Annotated in this window: 23 protein-coding genes and 1 other annotated feature; of the genes, 16 read left to right on the top strand and 7 right to left on the bottom strand. The window is 33.5% G+C overall.

The features are described from left to right. Positions 1–33 precede the first annotated feature (33 nt). The 6 genes from ACODH8_RS07925 to ACODH8_RS07900 form a co-directional block, all read right to left on the bottom strand. Complete coding sequence (locus ACODH8_RS07925; protein ID WP_332466283.1) at positions 34–1167, bottom strand: FAD-dependent oxidoreductase; 1134 nt, start codon at positions 1165–1167, stop codon at positions 34–36. A gap of 67 nt (positions 1168–1234) precedes the next feature. After that, positions 1235–2128 (bottom strand): cation diffusion facilitator family transporter, encoded by an 894-nt coding sequence (locus tag ACODH8_RS07920; RefSeq protein ID WP_332466282.1) that lies wholly within the window; start codon positions 2126–2128, stop codon positions 1235–1237. A 140-nt stretch (positions 2129–2268) separates the two neighbouring features. After that, the gene (locus tag ACODH8_RS07915; RefSeq protein ID WP_332466281.1) at positions 2269–2535 is read right to left on the bottom strand and encodes a hypothetical protein; all 267 of its coding nucleotides are present in this window, start codon (positions 2533–2535) and stop codon (positions 2269–2271) included. 105 nt (positions 2536–2640) lie between these two features. Next, positions 2641–3789 carry a pyridoxal phosphate-dependent aminotransferase gene (locus ACODH8_RS07910; RefSeq protein WP_332466280.1) on the bottom strand — a complete coding sequence of 383 codons (1149 nt, stop codon included), beginning with the start codon at positions 3787–3789 and terminating at the stop codon, positions 2641–2643. Positions 3790–3847: 58 nt separating this feature from the next. Next, the gene (locus tag ACODH8_RS07905) at positions 3848–4570 is read right to left on the bottom strand and encodes an amino acid ABC transporter ATP-binding protein (protein WP_332466279.1); all 723 of its coding nucleotides are present in this window, start codon (positions 4568–4570) and stop codon (positions 3848–3850) included. Next, on the bottom strand, positions 4563–6011 hold the full coding sequence (locus ACODH8_RS07900) for an ABC transporter substrate-binding protein/permease (protein WP_332466278.1): 1449 nt from the start codon (positions 6009–6011) through the stop codon (positions 4563–4565). Before ACODH8_RS07900 ends, ACODH8_RS07905 begins: the two co-directional genes overlap by 8 nt. A 164-nt stretch (positions 6012–6175) precedes the next feature. Here ACODH8_RS07900 and ACODH8_RS07895 point away from each other — a divergent pair, with 164 nt between their 5' ends. Together ACODH8_RS07895 and ACODH8_RS07890 are read left to right on the top strand one after the other, a co-directional pair. After that, entirely contained in the window at positions 6176–7240 is a 1065-nt protein-coding gene (locus ACODH8_RS07895) for an iron-containing alcohol dehydrogenase family protein (RefSeq protein WP_332466277.1), read from the top strand. A 260-nt stretch (positions 7241–7500) separates the two neighbouring features. Further along, positions 7501–8931: a 6-phospho-beta-glucosidase gene (locus tag ACODH8_RS07890; protein WP_332466276.1), complete on the top strand. Its 1431-nt coding sequence runs from the start codon at positions 7501–7503 to the stop codon at positions 8929–8931. A gap of 47 nt (positions 8932–8978) precedes the next feature. On the opposite strand, the gene ACODH8_RS07885 is transcribed toward ACODH8_RS07890, so the two are convergent. Further along, positions 8979–9545, bottom strand: a complete 567-nt coding sequence (locus ACODH8_RS07885) for a helix-turn-helix domain-containing protein (RefSeq protein WP_332466275.1) — start codon at positions 9543–9545, stop codon at positions 8979–8981. A 209-nt stretch (positions 9546–9754) separates the two neighbouring features. Between ACODH8_RS07885 and ACODH8_RS07880 the strand changes: the two genes are divergently transcribed. From ACODH8_RS07880 to ACODH8_RS07815, 14 genes are all read left to right on the top strand, one after another. Then, complete coding sequence (locus ACODH8_RS07880; RefSeq protein WP_332466274.1) at positions 9755–10819, top strand: dipeptide epimerase; 1065 nt, start codon at positions 9755–9757, stop codon at positions 10817–10819. A gap of 3 nt (positions 10820–10822) precedes the next feature. After that, entirely contained in the window at positions 10823–12196 is a 1374-nt protein-coding gene (locus ACODH8_RS07875) for a transglutaminase-like domain-containing protein (protein ID WP_332466273.1), read from the top strand. 22 nt (positions 12197–12218) lie between these two features. Beyond that, positions 12219–13880 (top strand): peptide ABC transporter substrate-binding protein, encoded by a 1662-nt coding sequence (locus ACODH8_RS07870; RefSeq protein ID WP_332466272.1) that lies wholly within the window; start codon positions 12219–12221, stop codon positions 13878–13880. A gap of 175 nt (positions 13881–14055) precedes the next feature. Beyond that, complete coding sequence (locus ACODH8_RS07865; protein ID WP_332466271.1) at positions 14056–15735, top strand: peptide ABC transporter substrate-binding protein; 1680 nt, start codon at positions 14056–14058, stop codon at positions 15733–15735. A gap of 69 nt (positions 15736–15804) precedes the next feature. Beyond that, positions 15805–16031 (top strand) — a binding site (T-box leader). A 65-nt stretch (positions 16032–16096) separates the two neighbouring features. Beyond that, on the top strand, positions 16097–17746 hold the full coding sequence (locus tag ACODH8_RS07860) for a peptide ABC transporter substrate-binding protein (protein WP_332466270.1): 1650 nt from the start codon (positions 16097–16099) through the stop codon (positions 17744–17746). Between the two features lie 14 nt (positions 17747–17760). Beyond that, positions 17761–18984: a peptidase T gene (pepT, locus tag ACODH8_RS07855; protein ID WP_332466269.1), complete on the top strand. Its 1224-nt coding sequence runs from the start codon at positions 17761–17763 to the stop codon at positions 18982–18984. A gap of 126 nt (positions 18985–19110) precedes the next feature. Next, a complete protein-coding gene (locus ACODH8_RS07850; protein WP_332466268.1) occupies positions 19111–20100 on the top strand; it encodes a LacI family DNA-binding transcriptional regulator in 990 nt (329 codons plus the stop codon). A 184-nt stretch (positions 20101–20284) separates the two neighbouring features. Beyond that, positions 20285–21019, top strand: a complete 735-nt coding sequence (locus ACODH8_RS07845; RefSeq protein WP_332466267.1) for a sugar phosphate isomerase/epimerase family protein — start codon at positions 20285–20287, stop codon at positions 21017–21019. After that, positions 21020–21259 carry a hypothetical protein gene (locus tag ACODH8_RS07840; protein ID WP_332466266.1) on the top strand — a complete coding sequence of 80 codons (240 nt, stop codon included), beginning with the start codon at positions 21020–21022 and terminating at the stop codon, positions 21257–21259. A 14-nt stretch (positions 21260–21273) separates the two neighbouring features. Then, on the top strand, positions 21274–22542 hold the full coding sequence (locus ACODH8_RS07835) for a gluconate:proton symporter (RefSeq protein ID WP_332466265.1): 1269 nt from the start codon (positions 21274–21276) through the stop codon (positions 22540–22542). A gap of 23 nt (positions 22543–22565) precedes the next feature. Continuing rightward, positions 22566–23549, top strand: coding sequence for a sugar kinase (locus ACODH8_RS07830; protein WP_332466264.1), 984 nt, complete (start codon positions 22566–22568; stop codon positions 23547–23549). Further along, positions 23527–24159 (top strand): orotidine 5'-phosphate decarboxylase / HUMPS family protein, encoded by a 633-nt coding sequence (locus ACODH8_RS07825; RefSeq protein ID WP_332466263.1) that lies wholly within the window; start codon positions 23527–23529, stop codon positions 24157–24159. Before ACODH8_RS07830 ends, ACODH8_RS07825 begins: the two co-directional genes overlap by 23 nt. After that, positions 24149–24691 (top strand): 6-phospho-3-hexuloisomerase, encoded by a 543-nt coding sequence (hxlB, locus tag ACODH8_RS07820; RefSeq protein ID WP_332466262.1) that lies wholly within the window; start codon positions 24149–24151, stop codon positions 24689–24691. Before ACODH8_RS07825 ends, hxlB begins: the two co-directional genes overlap by 11 nt. A gap of 5 nt (positions 24692–24696) precedes the next feature. Further along, entirely contained in the window at positions 24697–25323 is a 627-nt protein-coding gene (locus tag ACODH8_RS07815) for a bifunctional 2-keto-4-hydroxyglutarate aldolase/2-keto-3-deoxy-6-phosphogluconate aldolase (RefSeq protein ID WP_332466261.1), read from the top strand. Positions 25324–25445 lie beyond the last annotated feature (122 nt).

Genomic DNA, 25445 nt, shown 5'->3' with positions numbered 1-25445 from the left:
ACATCCTTATTTTTTTATTAGTTTACCATATCTTTAGTTTTTTAGCTTAGAATTTGGATAGATATATTGGTTCGGTTTATGTCGATAAATCTCAAAGTCTGTTTCTTTATTTAGACTCCAATCAGCTAATGTTTTACCTATAATTGGTCCCATAGTCAAACCAGTGGAACCTAGTCCACTAGCAAGGTATAAATGAGGAAGTGTCTCAATTTCTCCAAAGAAAGGTGAGAAATCAGAAGTATAGGCTCTTGTACCAACTCTAACGCCTGTGACAGTCCCTGTTTTTAAAGACGGCATAATCAGTTCAGCATCTTTTTTTAGTTGATTTAAAAGTGAATTGTCTGGTATTAAGTCAAAGTCCATTTCATTTTCATGGGTAGCACCAACAAGGATTTTACCATCTGAAAAAGGAATAATATCAGTTTCTCCAACAGGCATAATAACTGGCCAGTCTGTTGTATTTAAGTCTGTGGTTACTTCGATTAGTTGTCCCTTTTGTGGTCTAATATCAACAAAATAATCTAATGGTCTGAGTAAATCACCCACCCAAGCCCCACAGGCTAAAATTAAAGTATCAAAGCTATAAGTAGTTGAGGAACTAGTTACTTGCCACTTACTATTCTCATAAGAAATGTTACTTATTTTATCAGAAAGGACATTATTTCCTGAATTAGTTACTTCTGATAGAAGAGCTTCAACCAGAGATGAACCATCAACTTTTGCTCCACCTGTGATAAAAAGAGTCTCATCTTCTAGTGCAATAGCAGGGATTTTTTGTTTTGTTTCTTCTGCCGATAAACGTTGAATCGTTCCAATTTCAGGCGCATCTTCAAGTCTAGTGGTTGCTAGTTTTTCTAATTTTTCAAGAAGAGTAGGTGTTTTTTTATAAAGAATTGTTCCCGTTTGTTGGTAAATATGACTTGTCTCTCCATGAGTGGCTAAATCAGATATAAGAGTTTGGTAAAATTTAGCACCTTCTTTAGCTAAAAAATACCATTCTTTATTTCTACGCTGTGACAACCAAGGAGAGATGATACCTGCAGCAGCAGACGTAGCTTGACCTGTTCCTTCATCAAAAACGGTTACTTGCTGATTTTCTTTTGTTAAGTAATAGGCAGCGGTAGCTCCTACAATTCCGCCACCAATAATTCCAATATGTTTTGTCATATAAAGACCTCTTTTATTTATTAAGTAGTTTTAGTATAGCAAAAAAACTAGAAGGCACCAAGGCTCTCTAGTTTTCTTTGGGTGGATAAACATCTTCATATGGTTCAACATGAACGTCGATATCAAAAATATTAAAAGTTTCTTTTAGGTGTTTTTCCATATTGTCTACTATTTCATGACTTTCTCTAACGGTCAAATTAGGATTAACTTTCACGGTTACATCAAGAAAAATATTAGCTCCTAAAGTTCTAGCTCTAAGAACAGGAACGACACGAATGTCTGGGTTTTTTAATATTTCTTGTTTATATAAAACAAGTTTCTCTTTATCAAAACCATCCGATAGGTAAAATGTACTTTCTTTAAAAATATCAAAAGCTGTTTTTAAAATGATTAGGGCAATAATAAGGGCAGTAACGGTATCTAACCAAGCTAATTGAAAGGCAGCTGTAAAGACTGCGATGGCTGCACCTAAACTTGTCAGCATATCACTAAAATTATCTTTTGAAACGGCAATAAGAGAGCTACTGTTGTATTTTTCACCTAATTTTTTATTGTATAGATAAACGCCATACATCACAATCGCTGAAAAAATTCCTACAAACGCTGCAATAGGTTCTGGTTGCTGAATATTTTTATGAATCAAAGATTCAACGGCATTTTTTAACACTTCAAATCCTACTACAAACATAACAAGAGAGGTTAATAAACTTGCTACGTTTTCGGCTTTCCAATGGCCATAACGATGCTCGTTATCAGCGGGTTTTCTAGATAAACGTAAACCAATTAAAATGGCAACTGATGCGATGGTGTCAGTGAAGTTATTTAAACCATCTGCATAAAGGGCTTTTGAGTTAGCATAGCTCCCGATTCCTAGTTTTAATACGGCTAAAATAACGTAAGCAATAATACTGACAATCGCTCCTTTTTCAGCTTGTTTTAATTCTGCACTTCTTTTTGACATATTAGGTCGACTCCTTTTTTATAACTGAATGAAAGTATAACAGACGAAAGTACTTTTAGAAAAGGTGGAAAAATATAATTAAGCTCTCCTAAAAATTCTCTAGGGTGACACAAAAAAAGACCGACAATAAAGTCGATCTTTTAGCTTTTAGCATGAATTGATACACCATTAATATTGTTAACAGCGGATAAATCAATACGTTTATCATATGAAGAATCTGTTCCAACAATTGAAAAATTAAGGTACAAATCTTCACCTTGATAAACTAACTCAAAAAAATCAATATCTGAGAAGACGGATCTCTTTGTATTGTTATAAACAACAATAAGAGTTCCTTTTTCTAAATAAAGAGCAGACATTAATAGTTGATTGGTAGTTTCTACTACGGATAATTTTTTTCTAGGCATTATTCATCACTCCTTAGAAATAGTTTATCATATTTTTTTACGGATAAAAAGTAAAAAAGGAGGTTTAAATAATAGTTTATTAAACAAAAAATGTTATTTTAACTGTTAGAAAGTTAGTTGTTCTATTTTGTCAAAAGCTTCTTTTAAAATGTTTATGTCCTGAGTAGCTGCCAGTCTAATATAATTATCACCTGATTGTCCAAAGGCTTTACCAGGGATTACTAGTACTTGTTGTTCCTGTAGTAATTTAGTCGCAAAATCCATAGATGTTAGTCCAGAACCTGAAATATTGATGAAAGCATACATACTTCCCTTAACAGGATGTAAACTTAAGAAAGGAATATCAGCCACACGTTTTTCTACATACTTAAGACGTTCCTTAAAGACTTCAACAACAGAAGGAACAAGATCATCGTAGTTGTTTAAAGCATAAATTCCAGCTCGCTGAGAAGGAGTAGGAGCACTAAAAGTAATGTCTTCATTTAATAATTTACAAGCAGCATTAATATAATCAGGTGCAATCATATAGCCAATTCGCCAACCAGTCATGGCGAAAGCTTTAGAAAAACTACTATAGGTAATGGTATGATCTGGAGCAAATGTAGCCATTGGTGTAAAGTCATCATTAAAACTAAATGCCTCATAAACTTCATCAGAAAGAATGAAAAAGTCATGTTTAATAGCTAAATCAGCGATGGCTTTAAAAGTTTCTTTAGAGAACACAGCACCAGTAGGGTTATTTGGTGAATTAATAATGATGGCTTTTGTTTGAGGCGTAATCGCTTCTTTTAAGATATCAATATTAATTTGAAATTCATCTTTTTCATAAGTAGGAATGATGACTGGTGTTCCACCAGCTTCAATTACTTGAGTTCTATAAGGAGAGAAGAAGGGTTCATGAATAATGACTTCATCTCCTTTATTTAAAAGGACTTGTAAGGTTAAATACATGCCTTGAAGAGCTCCAACTGTTGCTCTAACTTGATTTGGTTTGAAAGTTAACTTGTAATGAGATTGATAAAAGTTAAGAACACTTTCAATAAAATCTTTACTGCCATCTGAAGCAGTATAATGAGTATGACCTGCTTTAACATCAGCAAAGGCTGCTTCTGTAATAGTTAAATGAGTGTTTAAATCAGGATCTCCAATTGATAAATTTAATAAATTATCCATTTGGCTAGCCATAGTAGTGAAATCCATTAGAATATTTTCTTCTGGATGTTGGTAAAAATGAGATAAGTATCTTGAATCCATAATGTTCCTCCTTTTATCTAACAATAAAAAACAAAGGTAGCAATACCTTTGTTTTATTTTATAGTACTTTACTTAAAAAGTCTTGTGTTCTGCTATTTTGTGGATTAGTAAAAATTTCTTCTGGTTTCCCATCTTCTTGAACAATGCCTTCTGCCATAAAAATGACACGATCTGCTACTTCACGAGCAAAGCCCATTTCATGAGTTACTACAACCATTGTCATCCCTTCTTTTGCTAAGTCCTTCATAACAGAAAGAACTTCACCAACCATCTCAGGATCAAGAGCCGAAGTCGGTTCATCAAATAGCATAACATCAGGATTCATAGCTAAGGCGCGCGCGATGGCCACACGTTGCTGTTGTCCACCTGAAAGAGAAGAAGGATAGCTTTCAGCTTTATCCTTTAAGCCAACGCGTTCTAAAAGCTCTAATGCTTTTTTCTCTGCATCAGCAGGAGATTCACCCTTAACTTTAATCGGACTTATGGTTAAGTTTTCTAGGACTGATTTATGAGGAAACAAGTTAAATCCTTGGAACACCATACCCATTTTTTGACGAAGCTGGTTGATGTCTGTTTTGGCATTTGTTAAATCAGTTCCTTCAAAATCAATGGTTCCTGTTGTTGGTTGCTCCAAAAGATTTAAACATCTTAAAAAGGTACTTTTACCACTTCCAGAAGGGCCAATAACGACAACCACTTCACCTTGATTAATCGTTAAATCAATTCCTTTTAATACTTCATTTTTATCAAATGTTTTTGTTAAGCCTTTAATGTTAATCATTAGCCATTCTCCTTTCAGCTACACCTAAAATTCTAGATAATGTAAATGTTAAAACAAAGTAGATTAATGACGTAATCATAATAGGTAAGAATGGCTTAAAGCTTGCTCCTTGAACCACACCTGATTGGAACATTAATTCAGATACACCAATAACTGATACAACAGAAGATTCTTTAATTACTGTTACAAATTCGTTACCTAGTGCAGGTAAAATATTTTTAATTGCTTGTGGTAAAACAATGTGACGCATTGCTTGAGCTTGATTCATACCAAGAGATCTAGCCGCTTCTGTTTGTCCTTTGTTCACTGCGTTAATACCGGCACGAACAATTTCAGCTACATAAGCACCACTGTTTAAGATTAAAGCTAAACAACTAGCTGTTAAAGCACTTAATTCTAAACCGATAACATTTGAACCAAAGAACACTAAAAAGATTTGAACGAGTAGAGGTGTTCCACGAACATACTCAATATAAACAAATGCAATGCCTTTAAGTAATTTGTTTGTTGATAGTTTCATTAAAGCAAGGATAGCTCCTAAGATAGCTCCGAAAAATACACCAACAAAAGCTAAGAATACAGTGTAAGCAGTCCCTTTAACATAGTAAGGTAAATATTTTTTTAAGAATGATTCTTCATTGAACATTAAAGCGTAAGCTTCTTCTTTATAACCACTCATTAAGTCTTCATCTAAGACTTCTTTAATTGATTGGTTAATTGAATCAGCAAATTCAGTTGAATCTTTTGGAATCGCAACGGCTGTTTGTTTTGTTCCATCTTCAAATTTAATATCTGAAAAAGCTAAGGCAGAGTTTTGAGAGATATAAGCTTCAGCAACAGGGCCTTCAATAACAGCTCCCTCAATTTTATTATTTTGTAATTGCATCATAATATCAGGTAAACGTTGTAATGAAACAGTATCAGCTTGTAATTCGTTGATTGAAAGTTCTTCTTGTGTACTTTGTTTTTGAGCTCCAACCTTTAATCCTTGTAAGCTGTTAATATCATCGTATTTACCAGCATCACTCTTACGAACGACAACACGTTGTTCGACTGTCATATAAGGGTCTGAAAAATCTACTTCTTTTAATCTTTCAGGGGTTGGCGACATACCAGAAATAATCATATCTATTTTTCCAGTTTTTAAAGCACCGATTAAAGCGTCAAATCCATATTCTTCCACTTTTAATTTAACACCCATATCGTCAGCAATTTTTTGAGCGATATCAATGTCCATTCCTACAATTTTATCTTTTCCATCAACTGTTGCATGGAATTCATAAGGAGCATAGTCAGCTGAAAGACCAACTGTTAAGACTCCTTTGTCTTGCACTTTTTTTAAGGTTGGGTCCGTGCTTTCTGCATGAGATAAGCCTTGCCCTAAAAATGCGAATATAAAAATAAGTGCTAATGTAACGTGTTTTTTTAGTTTATTAAGCATATAATGTTCTCCTTTAATTTGTCGATGATTGAATTATACAACTTTCATGAATAATACACAAGAAAAAAATGAATAATTGCATATTTTTGTGTATATTTATTGAAAAATATGCATAAAACGTTTATTGTATGAGTAGCTAATAATAAAGGAGCTGGATAAGAGATATGGAAACATTGATAGTAAGAGGAGCGCCAGAAGAATATATATGTGAAGTTGGTGCTTGGGATAAATTAGAAGAGCACCTAATAAAAAGAGGAATAACCCATTGTTTAGTTCTGCACGGGAAACAATCTTGGGAGGTAGCTAACTCTTTTTTCCCAGAATTAAAGAAAGTAAAAACGACTTTCAAGCATTACCAGAACGAATGCCGTTTTGATATAGCAGAAACATTTAAGTCATTTATTATAGAAGAAAAAATAGATGGAATTGTTGCTGTTGGTGGAGGTAAAGTATTAGATTTAGGTAAGTTAATTGCCAATGAATTAAAGATAAAAAGCATTTGTTTACCAACTTTAGCTTCTACTTGCGCGGCGTATACGCCAGTTAGTATTGTCTATAATGAACAACATGAAATGATTGATTTTAAAATTCTGGAACAAGCAATTAGTTTAACGTTAGTAGCACCAGAAGTTATTGTTAACTCGCCTAAGGAATACTTAGTAGCAGGAATTGGAGATACGTTAGCTAAATGGTATGAGTCTGATCCTGTATTATCAGCTATTAAAAATCCAAGTGTTGAACTTCAAGTAGCTCAATTTGCAGCTAAATCTTGTTTAGATAATTTACTAGCTAATAGTAGAAAAGGTTTAAAAGACTTAGAAGAGGGGATTTTGTCATATGAATTAACTCAAATTATTGAAACCAATATTTTATTAGCGGGTATGGTCGGGGGATTTGGTGACCATTATGGAAGAACATCTGGTGCTCATAGTATTCATGATGGCTTAACGCTAATTCCAGGAACAGATAAATACCTACATGGCAACAAAGTAGCTTATGGTATCTTAGTTCAATTAGCCATTGAAGAAAAATGGGAAGAAATAAATAAACTATTGCCATTTTATCAAGAATTAGGTTTACCATCTAAATACAAAGATTTTGGAGTAGCAGAAAAAGAGATGGAAATAGTAGCTAATTTTTCTGAGACAGATGAGTGTATGTTATTACTTCCTCAGAACATATCGACAACTATTATTATGGATGCTATCAAACAATTAGAAATGATATAAACGAAAAAACTGATGATTAGATGGTCATCAGTTTTTTTATGTCAAAAGTCTTAATCTAGAGAATCATTGACTTTTTGTTAATATCTTGTTAGTATTATTTTTGTAAGCGACTAACAAAATGGATAGTGACATTAAGTTGGCTAAACCTAATTTTTCTAAAGAGAAGGACTTTTTGTACTCTTTTTTGGAAAGGTTAGGTTTTTCTTTTTATCCAAATAACCTTACAATGACTTATTTTAAGAAAGACGGAGGTAATATTAATGGGCTTTAGAAAAGACTTTTTATGGGGCGGCGCTACTGCTGCGAATCAATGTGAAGGTGGCTATGATAAAGGTGGCCGTGGTTTAGCAAACGTGGATTTAGCTCCAACTGGTAAAGATCGCTTCCCAGTTATTACAGGGGAAATGAAAATGTTTAACTTTGATGAGGATCATTTTTACCCAGCTAAAGAAGCAATTGATATGTATACACACTTCAAAGAAGATATTGCATTGTTTGGAGAAATGGGATTCAAAACATACCGTTTATCTATTGCATGGAGTCGTATTTTCCCTAAGGGTGATGAGACAGAACCAAATGAAGAAGGTCTGAAATTTTACGAAGATTTATTCAAAGAATGTCGTAAATATGGGATTGAACCATTAGTAACGATTACTCACTTTGATTGCCCAATGCACTTAGTTGAAAAATACGGTGCTTGGAGAAGTCGTGAATTAGTAGGATTCTATGAAAATCTATGTCGCGTAATTTTTAATCGTTACAAAGGATTAGTTAAATACTGGTTAACGTTTAACGAAATTAACATGATTTTACATGCACCATTTATGGGAGCTGGACTTTATTTTGAAGAAGGCGAAAACAAAGAGCAAGTGAAATATCAAGCAGCTCACCACGAATTAGTAGCTAGTGCGATTGCCACTAAAATAGCTCATGAAGTTGACCCTGAAAACCAAGTAGGATGTATGCTTGCAGCAGGAACTAACTATCCATATACACCAAAACCAGATGATGTATGGGCAGCTAAAAAATCTGACCGTGAAAACTACTTCTTTATTGATGTTCAATCACGCGGAGAATATCCAGCGTACGCTTTAAAAGAAATGGAACGTAACGGAATCAATATTAAAATGGAAGAAGGAGACAAAGAGTTATTAAAAACTCATACTGTTGATTTTATTTCATTCTCTTATTATTCATCACGTGTTCAAACAACTGATGCAGAATTATTAGAACAAACAGCTGGAAATATTTTTGCTTCAGTTAAAAACCCATACTTAGAAGCAAGTGAATGGGGCTGGCAAATTGACCCACTTGGTTTACGAGTGACAATGAATGATTTATATGACCGCTACCAAAAACCATTATTTATTGTAGAAAATGGTTTAGGAGCAGTGGATACACCTGATGAGAATGGCTATGTGGAAGATGATTACCGTATCTCTTACTTAGCTGAACATATTCAAGCTATGAAAGACGCAGTTGAATTAGATGGTGTTGATTTACTTGGCTATACGACTTGGGGATGTATTGACTTAGTAAGTGCTGGAACAGGTGAAATGAAAAAACGTTACGGATTTATTTACGTAGACCGGGATAATGAAGGGAACGGAACATTAAAACGTACACCTAAAAAATCATTTAACTGGTATAAAAAAGTAATCTCTACAAATGGGGAAGATTTAAGTAATTAATAACCAAAAGAGTGTTGTAAGTTGATAAACTTACAACACTCTTTTTTTTAGAATTGTAGGGTAAATAAAACTAAAGGAAGGTCGGTGTCGTTTTTTACGTTATGATTCGTGAAAGGCTCTAGATAAATAGCATCTCCCTCGTGTAATAATTGTTGTTCCCCTGTTAAGTCAATCGTCGCTTCACCACTAATTACATAGTTAATCTCACTTAAATTATGAGAAATAAGTTGGCCACTTGAGGATGAATGAGCGTCAATAATAATTTTAGAAACAATCATATTTTCAGAGTGAATCGGCATATTAAAAAGAGTGTGGTAATAAGTCGCACTAGATTGCCATGGTTGATACAAGGTTTCTTTAGGTTCTCTAAAAATTTTATAACCATTGTAGGTTTCAATGCCACTTGAATGATTCACATCATCATGACTAGCTAAAAGAGAAGCCACCTCTATTTCTAAGACATCACATATTTTTCTAAGAGCTTCAATAGAGGGACGGTTAAGTCCACGTTCGATTTGAGATAAAAAACTTGCTGTATAACCGGTTTTTTCACCTAAAGTTGCTAAGGTCATGTGTTTTGATTTCCTGATTTCTTTCAGATGTTTAAAGTCCATAATAGACATCCTTTTCGAATTTATATTTTTCTTTTCATATCGTATTATGACGTAAAGTCTTTTTAATTACAACAAATTAAAATACGTTAACTTTATTTTAATTTATTTTTAATAAAACTATTGACTTGTTCTCTTAATCAGATTAGTATTGTTAACAATTAGTTAAAAAATAATGCAAATTTAACCATTTGTTAACAAGGAGTGTTTTTATGAAAATCACAAAAGTCAGTGTTTCTTCAAAAGCGATTAAGTTAAAATCACCGTTAATTATCTCATTAGGTAAGATTGAGTATGCGATGAGTGCTGTTGTTAAGATTGAAACAGATGAAGGGATTGTTGGAATTGGTGAAGGGGCTCCAGGTATTTTAATTACAGGAGAAACCTTAGAAGGAACAGCAGAATGTATTCGTGAAATTGGAAAAGTGATAATTGGTTGCAATCCTTTAGATTTTGAAAAGATTTATTTTTTAATGAATAGTGTTGCAGCTCATGCGCCCTCTGCTAAAACGGCTATTGATATTGCGATTCATGACATTATTGGTAAGGTGACTAACCAATCTATCGCACAACTATTTGGTGGGTACCGTGAATCAATTGAAACAGATATGACACTTAGTATTGATGAAGCTGGAGTTATGGCAGCTAAAGCAAAATCACATGTAGCAGATGGTTTTAATACCTTAAAAATTAAAGTTGGTGTCGATGAGCAACTTGATGTGGAACGTATTAAACAAATTCGTGAGGCAGTTGGAACAAGCACTAAATTACGATTAGATGCTAATCAAGCGTGGAATCCGAAACAAGCAGTTCAAATGATTGACCGTTTAAGCGAATATGACATTGAGTTAGTAGAACAGCCAGTTAAAGCTCATAATTTAGAAGGATTAAAATTTGTTAGAGATCATTCTAAAGTAGCTATTATGGCTGATGAAAGTTGTTTTACAGCAAAAGATGCTTTACGACTAGTTAGAATGGAAGCAGTTGATTTTGTTAACATCAAGTTAATGAAATGTGGTGGCTTATATGAAGCAGCTAAGATAAGTTCAATCTGTGAGGTAGCTGGAATTGAATGTATGATTGGTTGTATGGCTGAAGAAACCAATATTGCTGTCACAGCCGCAGCCCATTTAGCTAGTGGTTTAAAAAATATTACAAGATGTGATTTAGACGCGACATTTGGTTTAACAGAAGTCGTATTACCAGGTGGGGTCTCATTAGAAGCAAACAAAGATATTACTGTGAGTCATTCAATTGGTTTAGGAATAGGAGGTTAAACAATGAAATATGATTTATCCTATATGAGCACTCCCTTGCCAGAAGATGTTTTAAAATTAAAACATTATGGTGATTTTAAGGGAGCCAATGCTTTAATTGATTTTTTAATAGAGAGAGACTCAACGCCTTTTGCTTTAAGGAAAAGGTTGGAAATAGAAAAAGATATTTTAAAGATGATGGGCATTAATGAGTATCCTTATTCATTTGATGAAGCCATAGCTATGATGAAAGCCGATATCAAAGATTTTTCCAAAGATGAGCTGACTACTTTAAGAAATACAGGTAAAGTCGATTGGATTTATGTAGATGGAGAAGTTAAATTCCAACGTCGATTCTTAGACAATTTATTTAAAACCCAAGCTAATTACAGCGCTCGTCGTATTTCTTCAGAAGATAACGCAGTCGAAGTTTTAAGACAACAAGAATTAGATGAAAATGTTGTGTTAATGAAAGAAAAAGGTGGACGCCAAGTAGAAATTACGATTAAGGGATCGATAAAAGTAAAAAAAGAATTTGAGCGCGTTGGTGAAAAGGTAAAAGTTTATTTACCTATTCCACAAGCCTGTGACCAAAATTCAGATATTAAAATATTAAAAACTTCTCCAGAAGCTACTTTTATAGCACCAGCTGATTCAACTCAGCGAACAGTTTACTTTGAAACGATTCTAGAAGAAAATCAATCTTTTGAGGTAACTTATAGTTATGTTCATACAATGCCTTACCGAGAGTTGGATCCAAGTAAAGTTGAAGCTTGTGATATTGATACGGATTTAGAAGAAGTGTTGCCACATATGGCTTTTACGCCTTATTTAAAAGCGTTGTTAACTGAAATACTAGAGGGAGAAACGAATCCTATTATTCAAGCTCGAAAGATATTCGATTTTGTGACGACAAAAGTGAACTATTCTTTCATGAGAGAATATTTTACTATTGATAATATTTCAGAATATGCCGCTATTAATCTCAAAGGAGATTGTGGTGTTCAAGCGATTCTTTTCATTACCTTATGCCGTATGAGTAAGATTCCTGCAAAATGGCAATCGGGTCTATACGTATCAAGTCATTACACAGGTTGTCATGACTGGGCGCAATTTTATGTTGCACCATATGGTTGGGTACATGCAGATTTATCATTTGCAGGTGGCGCTTATCGTAACAAAAAATTAGATCGTTGGAATTATTATTTTGGTAATTTAGACATCTTTAGAATGGTTGCTAATTCAGCTATTCAACAAGATTTTAACCCACCAAAACAAGAGTTACGAGCTGACCCAATTGATAATCAACGGGGAGAATTTGAGTATGAGGGACAGGGATTACCTTATGCTTACTTAGATGTGAATCAAGAATTAGTGGAGATGAAGGAATTAGACTAAGAAATTAAGGGGTGTGTTAAGTATGAAGAAAAAACAATATATGAAGTTAGGTATTGTTATTATGGGGAGTTTATTATTAGCTAGTTGTGGGAGTAAGGAAGCTCCTAAAAAAGAGGGAGCTAAAAAAGAAGAGACATCTAGTGCTAGTCGAACAATTAATCTGATGGAACAAACTGAAATTGGTTCACTAGATACTATTTTTACACAAGACGAGGCAAGTGTAAATCTGCAAGCAAATGTGTTTGAAGGACTATACCAATTGGATGATAAAGATAATATTTTACCAGCAGTTGCAAAAGATTTACCAGAAATTTCAGAAGACGGAAAAACATATACAATCAAATTAAGAGAAGATAGTAAGTGGACGAATGGAGACCCAGTTACTGCTCATGATTTTGTATTTGCTTGGCAAAAAATGGCAGATCCAGCTAATCAAGCCAATTATTTTTTCTTATTAGACGGAACTGTTGAGAATGGAACAGCCATTATTAATGGGGATAAAAAACCAGAAGAACTAGGAATTGAAGCCAAAGATGATTATACATTAGAAGTTCGATTAGAAAAACCAGTTACTTATTTTACTTCGATGCTAACATTCACACCATTTTTCCCTCAAAATCAAAAATATGTTGAGGAAAAAGGAAAAGAATATGGAACGTCAAGTGACGCTATTGTTTCAAATGGTGCCTATACCATTAAGGACTGGAACCAAGCATCAATGAGTTGGGATTTAGAAAAAAATCCTGATTATCATGATGTGTCAGACGTTAAAAATGATAAATTACACTTTGAAGTAATTAAAGATGCTAATACAGCTTATAATTTATTTGAGTCAGGTGAGTTAGATATTGCCACAATTAGTGGTGATTTAGCAGTAAATAATAAAGAAAATCCAAATTTCCAAGCAGTTCAAACGTCAAAAATTTATTATTTAAAACTAAATCAAGTTAGAAATGGTAAACCATCTATTTTTGCTAATGAAAATGTTAGAAAAGCAATTGCTTATGGTTTAGATAAAGAAACATTAACAGAAAGTATTGTTGCTGATGGATCTAAACCTGTGTATGGTTATGTACCATATGGTTTTGTTTCTAATCCTGATACTGGTGTTGATTACCGTGAGGAAGCTGGAGATGTAGCTAAAACGGATACGAAAAAAGCTCAAGAGTATTTAGATAAGGCTAAAAAAGAATTGGACGGAGACGTAACAGTTGAATTCTTATCTAAAGATGGAGACAGCGACAAACGAATTGCTGAGTATATTCAAGGTCAGTTAGAAGAATCACTACCTGGATTAAAACTAGAAATTAAAACAGTTCCACAACAAAATACGATTGAATTAACTAAAAAAGGTGACTATGAAATTGCAATGGGAACTTGGGCACCTGATTACCAAGATCCAACTTCATTTTTAGGTAACTTAACTACAGGTAATAACAGTGGTTACACAAATCCTAAGTACGACGCTTTAATGGATGATGCAGCTAATAAATACGGGAATGATCCTGTTAAACGTTGGCAAACATTGATGGAAGCTGAGAAATTAATGGTTGAAGAAGATGCAGCGATTGTTCCTTTATTCCAACAATATCGTGGTCAAATGGTGAATGAAAATCTATCAGGAATCACACGTCACTTATTTGGTTCAACAATGACTTACAAAACATTAACAGTATCGGAATAAAAAGGTGACTAACTAAGATTAATTATCTTGAAAAGAAGAGACAACAGATTGTTGATCTCTTCTTTTTTATAGTAGTATTATTAATAAATAATTAGAGTAAGATTAAAAATAAGTTGCTTTATTCTAATTTATATAATAAACTAGTCGTTATATAACAAAAAAGGGGTTTGATTGTATGACATATAAAAAAGTATTGGGGAGTGTTTTCTTAATGAGCTCAGCTATTTTATTAGCAGCTTGTTCAGGAGGCGGAGATAAGAAGGCACAAGATAATTCAAGTTCAGGTAAGGGTGATGCGAAAGTTGAGCAAGTGGCAAAATTTGGTATTCCTCAAGAAATTGCCAGCTTAGATTCAGCTCGAGCAACGGATAAAGTAAGTTTTGGGGCTTTAAACCAGATTTATGAAGGATTTTACCGTATGAATGCTGATAACAAACCAGAACCAGCAGGAGCCAAAGAGCTAGCTGAAGTAAGTGAAGATGGGTTAACCTACACATTAAAATTAAGAGAAGAATCAAAATGGACAAATGGAGATCCTGTATTAGCAAAAGATTATGTATATGCTTGGCAACGAGTAATTGATCCTGAAACAGCATCTGAGTATGCCTTTTTAATTGAAAACGTTAAAAATGGTGCAGCTATTATGAAAGGTGATAAAAAACCTGAAGAGTTGGGGATTGAGGCAGTTGGTGATTATGAAGTTAAAATTACGTTAGACAATGCGATTCCATATATGGATTCCTTATTAGCCTTTCCAACATTTTTCCCATTAAATCAAAAAGCTGTTGAAGAATTTGGAAAAGATTTTTCAAATACAAGTGAAGCGGCTGTTTATAATGGTCCGTTTACACTGGCTGAATTTGATGGACCAGGTTCAGACGTTGAATGGAAATACTTAAAAAATGAAGAATACTGGGATAAAGATGCCGTAAAAATTAATGAAATTCATGCAACGGTTGTGAAAGAAGCTTCTACAGCTCTTAACTTGTATGAAGATGGTCAGTTGGATGATGTTATTATCTCTGGAGAATTAGCTAAGCAATATGCTGAAGATCCTGGTTTTGTAGGGGATAAAGATGGTCGAGTTGTTTATCTAGACATGAACAAAGAGAGTAAAACAGTTCCTTTTGATAACTTAAATTTTAGAAAAGCACTCTTTTATGCAGTGGACAATGAAACAATTGTTAATACTGTGTTAGGTGATGGATCACAAGCAGTTAACGGCATTGTGCCAAGCAGCCTATCAGTGAATGCTGAAACAGGAAAAGACTTCGTAGAAGAGTCTGGTGCTTATAAATCATTTGATGAGAAAAAAGCAAAAGAGTACCTTGAAAAAGCTAAAAAAGAAACTGGTAAAGATAAGTTTACTTTTGATATTTTAACAGATGATAATGATTCAACTAAGAAATTAGCTGAATATCTGCAAGGTGCTTATAAAGAGATTCTAGGCATTGAAACAACTGTAACAGCAGTAACTAAGCCAATTCGTTTGGATCGTACTAGTATTGAAAAAGGTGACTACGATTTAGTAGTAACAGCATGGGGCGCTGACTACACAGATGTGAGTTCATTCTTAGATTTATTTGTAACAGGAAATGCTTACAACCGAGGATTATATTCAAGTGAAAGCTATGACAAATTAATCGATTCAGCTAGAACAACAAATGCTGTTAAAGAGAAAGAACGTTGGCAAAATTATTTAGATGCTGAGAAAATTCTTTTAGAAGACGACGCAGCAATTATCCCAATTTACCAAGTAGTTGAAGCTCATTTAAGAAATCCTAAGATGTCAGGTTACATCAGTCATAGTGCAGGAGCATCCTATGAGTACAAATTCTTAGAGATGAAAGAATAAAAAATTAATAGTTGACGACCTAAATAATATTTGTTATTGTATCTCTTAACAAATAAAATAATGGTCTGAGTAAATGTATTGAAAAGGAAAGTAACTGTTAAGGAAGTTCCAAGAGAGTCTCGGTTGGTGAAAAGAGATAGCTGAATTAACGGTGAAAATGGCCTTTGAACAGATAGGTTGACTAATTTAAACCTATACGGGGGTGCCTGTTAACGCACAATGGTATGATAGTACCGGAAAAAGCAGGCGCTTTTTGATGAAAAGGTGGTAGCAAAGAGAGAATCTTTGTCCTTTAACAGGGCAAGGATTCTTTTTTTATACTCTTTTTGAGACTTTACTGACCGAAAAAGGAGATTTTACAATGAAAAAAAATATTTTGTTAGGCAGTATTGTCACACTTTCTCTAATCTTAGGCGCTTGTGGTAACGGGAGTACTGAAACCAATCAATCGTCAAAATCAAAAGAAACAACAGAAATTGCTCAAAGTATTTCAATAAGTACACCAGCTCCAATTTCAACTTTGGATACCACTCAAACAACTGATAAAAACACCTTTACAATGGTCCAACATCTGTTTGAAGGGTTAACACGTTTTGATGAAAAAACAACACCTGTTCCAGGTATTGCTGAGACAATAGATATTAGTGAAGATGGAAAAGAATACACGTTTAAACTAAGGGAAGATGCGAAATGGAGTAATGGCGATACCATTACAGCACAAGACTTTGAGTACAGCTGGAAACGTCTATTAAATCCAGAAACCCAAGGACCAAATGCTTATTTATTAGATAATGTCGTAAATGGATTAGCTGTGAGAAATGGCGAGAAAAAGATTGACGAGGTTGGTTTTAAAGCTGTTTCAGATAATGAATTTAAGGTGACTTTAGAAAATCCACAACCATCATTCTTATCAGTGATCGCTATTGGTTGGTTAGCCCCACAACAACAAGCCTATGTTGAAAAAACAGGAGCAGCGTATGGCACAAATAGTGACTCAATTCTTTACAATGGTCCATTTGTATTAAGTGAGTGGGACGGAACAAGTGATACATGGAAACTTGAAAAAAATGAAGAATACTACGATGCAAAAGAAGTTAAACTAGAAGAAATTGCGGTACAAACTTTAAAAGAAGAAAATACAGGAATCAATTTATTTGAAAGTGAAGAATTAGATTTAGTTCGTATCAGTGGTCAAAATGTCGCACAATATAGTAACTTACCTGGTTACGTGACATTTAATGATGTTGCTAATAGCTTTTTAGATTTCAATAAAAAAGAAGGCTCCCCATTAGCCAACCTTAATTTAAGAAAAGCAATTGCTTTATCAATCGATAAAGAAGCATTAACAGAAAGTGTCTTAGCAGATGGTTCAAAACCATTAAATGGACTTGTTCCAGCTGGACTTTACTCTAATCCAGAAACAAAACAAGACTACCGTGAGTTTTCAGGAGATTACTTAACTTATGACTTAAAAGCAGCTCAAACATTTTGGAAAGAAGCTCAAAAAGAAATTGGAAACAAAGTAGAAGTTAATTTATTAGCAGCGGACACAGATCAAGGTAAAAAAGTATCTGAGTATATTCAGTCTCAACTAGAAGAAAATTTAGAAGGCTTAAAAATAGCTGTTAATTTACAACCTTCAAACAATGTTAACCAATCAAGAAGAGACAAAGACTATGAAATTTCTTTATCAGGATGGATTGCAGGTAGTAGCGAAATAGATTCTTATTTTAACTTGTATGTGAACGACTCATCTTATAATTATGGTAACTACAACAATAAAGAGTATACTGAATTAGTAGTAGATGCTAAAACTAAAAACGCCAATGATAGCAACAAACAATTTGAAGACTATAAAAAAGCTGAAACGATTCTTTTAGAAAAAGATGCAGCTCACATTCCAGTGTACCAAAGTGCTTCAAATTACTTAGTAAATCCAAACATTAAAAAGGTTGAATATCCTTTATATGGAGGTTATTTCTTCCTAAGAAATGCTGAAGTAGCAGAATAAAAGGAGAGTATTAAATGAAGGAAACATTATTAGAACGCTTTTTAACTTATGTCAAAATAAATACGAGATCAGATGCAAGTAATCCAACTATCCCCACTACTAAATCTCAAGAAGAGTTTGCATTTGTGTTAAAAGATGAATTAGAAAAAATAGGTTTATCAAAAATTGATTACAACTTTAAAAATGGTTTTCTAACGGCTGTTTTACCTAAAAATGAAGAAGGCTATCCTAGTATTGGCTTAATTGCCCACTTAGATACAGCTGATTTTAATGCAGAAAATATTACTCCTAAAGTTCATCATAATTATAATGGTGAGGATGTTCTTTTGAATGAAGAACAAAATATTGTGATGAAAGTTGATGAGTTTCCTAATCTTAAAGATTATGTGGGAGAAACATTAATTACAACAGATGGTACCACACTTTTAGGAGCAGATGATAAGGCTGGAATTGTAGAAATATTAGGAGCAATTGACTATTTTCTTGCTAATCCAGATGAAAAACACGGTGATATTTGGGTGGCTTTTGGACCAGACGAAGAGATTGGCCAAGGAGCAGATCATTTTGATGTGAGTAAATTCCCTGCTGATTTTGCTTATACCATAGATAGTGGACGCGTAGGACATTTTGAATATGAAACATTTAACGCAGCCCAAGCTGTCATTAAAATTGACGGAACAAGTGTCCATCCTGGAACAGCTTACGGCATGATGGTTAATGCCATTAAAGTAGGAAATTTAATTGATCAACGTTTGCCTCAAGATGAAGTACCAGAAAAAACAAGAGACAGAGAAGGTTTCTATTTGTTACATGATTTTAATGGTAGCATTGAATCAGCTGAGATGGTTTATATTATTCGTGATCATGATAAAGAATTGTTTGAAGGTAGAAAAGCTAATCTTGTTGCCCTTGTTGAGAAGTTAAACTTAGAATTAGATCGACCACGTATTACAATAGAGCTTAAAGATCAATACTATAATATGAAAGAAATCATTGAAAAAGATATGCGTTCTGTTGATATCGCTGTTCGTGCCATGAAAAAATTAGGAATTGAACCTATTATCACGCCTTTTAGAGGTGGAACGGATGGTTCTAAGATTTCATTTATGGGACTTCCCACACCTAATATTTTTACAGGTGGAGAAAACTTCCATGGTCAATACGAATTTATTACTTTAGAAGCTATGGAAACTGCTACTAAAACAATTATTGAAGTGATAAAAGAAAGTAACGTTTAAAAAATAAAAAACAATTGCTTAAAAGAGTTATAAGACTCCGTAGGCAATTGTTTTTTATATTCTAGTTGCTATCCTTTTAGTTATTAAGGATAATAGGAAATGAAGATTTAATTTGAGGTGAAGAACATGAAAAAAAATATCACTATTTCAGATGTTGCTGAACAAGTTGGTGTTTCTAAAGCAACAATTTCTCGCTATTTAAATGGTAACTACGGGAAAATGTCAAAGGAAACTAAAAAAAGAATTGAAGAAGTTATTGCGGAATTAGATTATCGTCCCAATAAGCAAGCACAAGCTCTTAAATCAAAGAAAAGTTACTTAATTGGTGTGATTGTAGCCGATATTTCTAATATGTATTCATCATTATTATTAAAGGGAATTGGCGAAGTTTTAGGTGAAGCAGGCTATCAAATGATTATTATGGATGCTGCTAATTCTATTGAACAGGAACAAGATTTATTAAATAAATTATTAGATCAACAAGTAGAAGGGATTATTCTACAAGCATCTTCTTGGAATGGTGCTAAGTATCAGTTTCTTCAAAAAACAGGAATTCCTGTCCTGTTAGTAGATAGAGAAATAGAGCCACTATTGTTTCCTCTTGTTACAGCAGACAACAGTGATTCTACGAAACAGTTGAGTCAACTCATTTTAGAAAAAAACTATGATTGTGTTACTGTTATTAGTGAGCCACTCTCAGATATTATTACAAGAGAAGTGAGATATCAATCTGTAAGAGAAGTCATTTTAGCTGCAGAAAAAGAAGTTAAATTAATTGAATTAACTAAAAAGATGTCATTAAGAGATGAGCTAAAAAAAATAGCCGCTAGCCCTCAAAAAGAAGCAATCTTTGCTTCTAATGGTCGTGTGTTAATGGACTGCTTAACGATTCTTATTGAAGAAGAGATAAAAATCCCAGAAGATATAGGAGTTGTAGGATTTGATGATTGGCAAATGTCTGCTTTAGTTGGCCCTGGAATTACGAGTATTGAACAACAAACTAAAATAATCGGAGAGAAGTCAGCGAAAAGAATCCTTTCTCTTTTAGAAAATAATGAAGTAAAAATAGAAATTGACATTATAAAATCTAAAATAACTAATAGAGGCTCTTTGTAAAAGTGTTATTTAATAATTAATTTGAAATCATAAGATAATAGAAACCGTTTTCCTTTTGAAAGGGAAACGGTTTTTTATTTTTATAAGAAGATGTTCTTTAATATTTTATGTGTTGACTTAATTAGGAAACCGGTTTACTATCTAATTAAGGAAACCGGTTAACTAATTGAAAGGACGGGAAAAAATGGATAATTTAGTGCTTAATTTATTAGTCTTTAATCAGGATGTTACAGAAGGAAAATTACAAAAAGAGTTAATAGAAAAAGGAATGAATTTAGGCTTCAAGGCTTTAGAAATTCGCAGAGAATACTTTAAAGATATTCAAAAAGAAGCTGCAGAGATTAAAAAATTAGTGGATGATCATCATTTGGAGTTATTTTATAGTGTACCTGATGAAGTTTTTGTTAATGGAGAAATCAATCCTAAATTAGTTGATTATTTAGAAGAAGCCAAAATATTAGGTGTTAAACACATTAAATGGAACATTGGTGATTTTGCTAACTTTAAGGGAAATCTATCAACTCTTAATCAATTAACCAATAAAGGGATTGAGATAAATATTGAAAATGATCAAACACAAGTATCAGGCAAAATGAAAGCGATTCACGAATTTATGAAAGCGGTACAAAAAGAAGAGGTAGCAATAGGTTATGTCTATGACTTAGGAAATTGGCGTTTTGTTGGAGAGCATGAAGAAGAAGCAGCCAAGTTATTAGCACCATTTGTCACATACGTTCATGTAAAAGATGTTGAAGAAGTCAATCATCAAAAAAGAGCCGTTAAATTAGATTCTGGGGAAATTAAATGGCGTAGTGTACTGGAAATGTTACCTAATGATGTACCAGTAGCAATAGAGTACCCTACTGAAACTAGTGAAGAGATTATAGAAGCTAAGAAATTATTAGAGGAGTGTTTCTAAATGGAAGAAAGATTAACAATCAATCCTGAAAAATTTGCTTATCAATTTATGAATCAATTGAATCATAAAGATTTAGTTGAAAATGAGATGGAAGATTTAGCTAAAGAAGCATTAGCAGCCTATTTAACTGCTTACTACATAGCAGAAAAATTTAATAAATTAGAAAATGAATTTTTTAGCGAATCAAAAGAGCATGGCTCTATTTATCAAAGAATATTAAGTGAACTGAATCAATATTAAAAGGAGGGTTAGTAATGACAAGTTTAGTGACAGGGATACTTTTAATCATCACATTTGTTTTCTTCGTGGTTTATGCAATGAAGGGTGGCAATCTAACAGTTGGCTTTTTCGTCATGGCAGTTTTGTGGACGATTATCGGACAAGTTCCATTTAACACAGCCATTAAAGAAATATTTACTGATCCTGTTTTAAATTATGGTAAAACAGCAGCTTATATTATTTTTGGTTCTTGGTTTGGACGGGTTCTAGTAGATACAGGAATTGCTGGGAGTATTAGTCGCAAAACGGAGATTGTTGGAAAGAAAAGTCCAGTACTAGCAACAATTCTTATTTCCTTAGTTATCGTTCTTATTTTTACAAGTTCTTATGGTGTTGGGTCAGCCATTGCAGTTGGCGTTATTCTTTTACCAATTATGTTTTCTATCGGAGTTCCTAAAAATATTGCTGTAACAATATTCACTTTATCAATTGGTGCAGCGATGTATGTTAATAACGTTTTATTTGTTCAGTTTCAAGTTTTTTTCCCTGAAGTCGAGTGGGGAGCTCGTTATCAAAAATTTGGTTTTGTTGCAATGTTAGTTCAAGTTGTCATTGTTATCCTTTTTATTCTTTTTAATGCTAAAAAAATAAAAAATGGCAAACCAATTTTAGTTGAGGGGGCAGAATCTAGTACAAAAGAAGTTTCTAAATTCACCTATATTTTACCAATACTTCCAGTTCTTCTGAGTATATTTGCCAAATGGGATGCCGTTCCAGCTTTACTAATTTCGATTTTATTAGCTTTCTTTGCAACCGGATACATGAAGAATTACGGCAAGTTTGTCAAAATGATGAATGATAGTGCAAAGCATGCTATCAGCGATATTGCAGGTTTACTGATTATGTTATTTGTCTTAACTATGTTTCAATCAGCTGCGATTCATGCCATGAGTGGTTTTACAGAAATTTTCCAAACGATTTTACCAAGTAGCAAATTAGTTTTAATTGTGATTATCGCCATACTTGCTCCTTTATCTTACTTTAGAGGACCTTTGATGTTATATGGAGCAGGAGCTGCAACAGCAGCAATATTGGTTGGTACAGGAATGTTTGATCAATATTTCTTATACGGTTTGTTAGTTGTACCATCCATGATGGGAATCTCATCTTGTATCACTCAATCATGGAATTTATGGTCAGTTCAATATGCAGAGTTAGAAACTAAAACATTCTTAGTAACTGGTCTACCATGGGCTTGGTTAGCGACGGTTATTAATTTAGTAGCAGTTTATTACTTATTATAAAAAAATAGATGGAGGAAATTAACATGAGTGAATTTTTAACAATTGGAGAACCAATTACATTATTTGGGTCTGAAGAAGTAGACAAAAGTTTAGTTGAATCAAAGTATTTTCAAAAGTTTTTAGCAGGAGCTGAAGTAAACGTTGCAGTAGGTGTTTCAAGATTTGGACATAGCACACAATATATTACAGCTCTTGGCAAAGATCCTTTTGGTGAATTTATCAAAGAGGAACTTTCAAAAAATGATATTGGGACAGATTATATTTCAGAAACAAGTGATTATTGGACAGCCTTTCAATTAAAAGACCGAGTAAGTCAGGGGGATCCAAGTATTCATTACTTTAGAGAAGGATCAGCCGCAGCACATTTTGAAAAGAACGTATTAGATAATATCGATTTTTCAAAGGTTAAATTTGTTCATCTTTCTGGTATTTTTCCAGCAATCTCTCAAACAGCTTTAGAAAGCTTTAGATATTTAGTTAATTTAGTAGAAGAAAATAACATTCAAACCAGTTTTGATCCGAATCTTAGACCACAACTTTGGGAGAGCCAAGAAATAATGGTTGAAACGATTAATGAATTAGCTTCTCATGCCAATATTATTTTACCAGGAATTAATGAAGCTGATATCTTAATGGGCAGTCGAAATCCAGAAGAAATTGCCGATTTTTATTTGGCAAATGGGGCTAACACTCATACAGTGATTGTTAAACTAGGAGAAGAAGGGGCTTATGTAAAAGAAAAATCAGGTGAAACATTTGTAGTTCCTGGTTTTCCAGTAGAAAAAGTAGTCGATACAGTAGGAGCAGGAGATGGGTTTGCAGCTGGATTAATTAGTGCTTTATTAGATGGAGAAGAATTAAAAGAAGCTGTGATTCGAGCAAGTGCAACAGGCGCGTTAGCAGTACAGAGTCCAGGGGATAGTGATGGTTATCCAACTTTAGAAGAATATAAACAATTTATAAAAGAGAATCAGGAGCATTATGATGAAATTACAAGTAGCAATTGATCGCGTCAGCTTAGAAGAAGCTACTCGACTGGTCACTCAATTAGACGGTGTAGTAGATGTTATTGAAATGGGTACTTCTTTAGTGAAAGATTACGGAATTGTGGGAATGAAGGAGTTAAGAAAAGCAGCGACTAAGAGTGAGCTGTTAATCGACATTAAAACAATAGATGAAGGTGAATATGAATTTAAACAAGGATTCACTCAAGGGGCTGATATATTGACTGTTATGGGGGCTTCATCTATAGAAACAATAAGAGTTTGTTATCAAACAAGTCAATTATTCGGTAAACAAATGATGATTGATTTACTTGAAGTATCGAATGAGAAAATTGAAAAACTCTTAGAGTTTGAAGAAGCTATCTTTTGTTTGCATCATTCGGTGGATAAGCTTGGTAAATGGCAAGTAGTTGATAGTGTTTTAGAATTTGAGAAAAAATTTCCAAGTTTAACTCATACGGCAATTGCTGGTGGGATTACATTAAACAATTTAGAAGAGTTAAAACAAAAAACGAAAATAGAACAAGTTGTAGTGGGCTCTAATATTATTAAAGCAGAAAACATTGTGGCTGAGGCTAAAAAATTTATGGAGAGAAAAACAAATGACCTTTAAAGAAGTAATACTATCAGAGATTAATCAAGTAATGGATTTAGTTGATGAAGAACAAGTAAGTAATGTTCTTAAATTTATCACAAAAGACAAACGTATTTTTATTACAGGCGCAGGAAGAAGTGGATTCCAAGGAAAAGGTTTTGCCATGAGACTGATGCATATTGGTTATCAAGTTTTTGTCATGGGCGAAACAATTACACCGGCAATTCAAAAAGATGATGTTTGGGTTGCTATTTCAGGATCAGGAACAACCAAAGGAATAGTTGCTGATACTGAAATTGCTAAACAAAAAGGATTAAAAGTTATCGCGGTGACAAGCGAGGAAAATTCGCCTTTAGCTAAACTTGCTGATTGTGCTGTTATTGTACCTGGAGCGACTAAAACAGGATCAGGAATTGCTTCTCAACAACTATTGTCTTCTTTATTTGATCAAACGGTTCATATCACATTAGATATGATAACTTTAATGTTAGCTAATCGAGACAATACTTCAAATGAAGATGCCTATAATAGTCATGTGAATGTGGAGTAACGTATATGAAAAAAGTTGAAAGACTACTTAAATTAAAAGAGGCAAGAATTGTTGCTGTTATACGGAAAGATAGTAAAGAAGAAGCGAAAAAAATAACTGAAACATTGATTGAAGCTGGGATTACTACTATTGAAATAACCTTAACGACACCAAATGCTTTGGAATTAATAAAAGAATTGACAGAAAATAATGAGAATCAAGTACAATCATTTATTGGAGCAGGAACTGTTGTTGAAAAAGAAATGGCCTTACTGGCAATTCAGGCAGGAGCAGAGTTTATTGTGAGTCCAGTATTTGATAAAGAGATAGCACAGGTATGTAATTATTACCAAATTCCATATATTCCTGGTTGTATGACAGTTAATGAAATGAAAAATGCACTGATGGAAGGAATTGATATAATAAAACTGTTTCCAGCATCTCAGTTTTCACCGAGAATCATAAAAGATATCAAAGGACCAATACCTCAAGTTAATATTATGCCTAGTGGTGGTATAAATGGAAACAATGCTAATGACTGGCTAGAAGCAGGGGCTGTTGCGATAAGTGTTGGTGGTGAGTTAACCAGTTCTGTCGAAAGGTGTAAAGAGTTAAGTAAGTTATATTTGAATCAAATAAATCTTGAAAAGTGATGGGTTTTCTCATCACTTTTTTATTTTCAAATGTGAAAAAATTATTAAAAAGGGTTGAAAAAGATTGTGAGTCATTGTACACTCTATGTGTAAATAAGTTATGTAAATCACAATCTTTGGAG

This window comes from Vagococcus fluvialis (genome assembly GCF_048815235.1).
Taxonomy (GTDB): Bacteria; Bacillota; Bacilli; order Lactobacillales; family Vagococcaceae; genus Vagococcus.
This window is presented reverse-complemented; position numbering and strand designations above follow the sequence as displayed.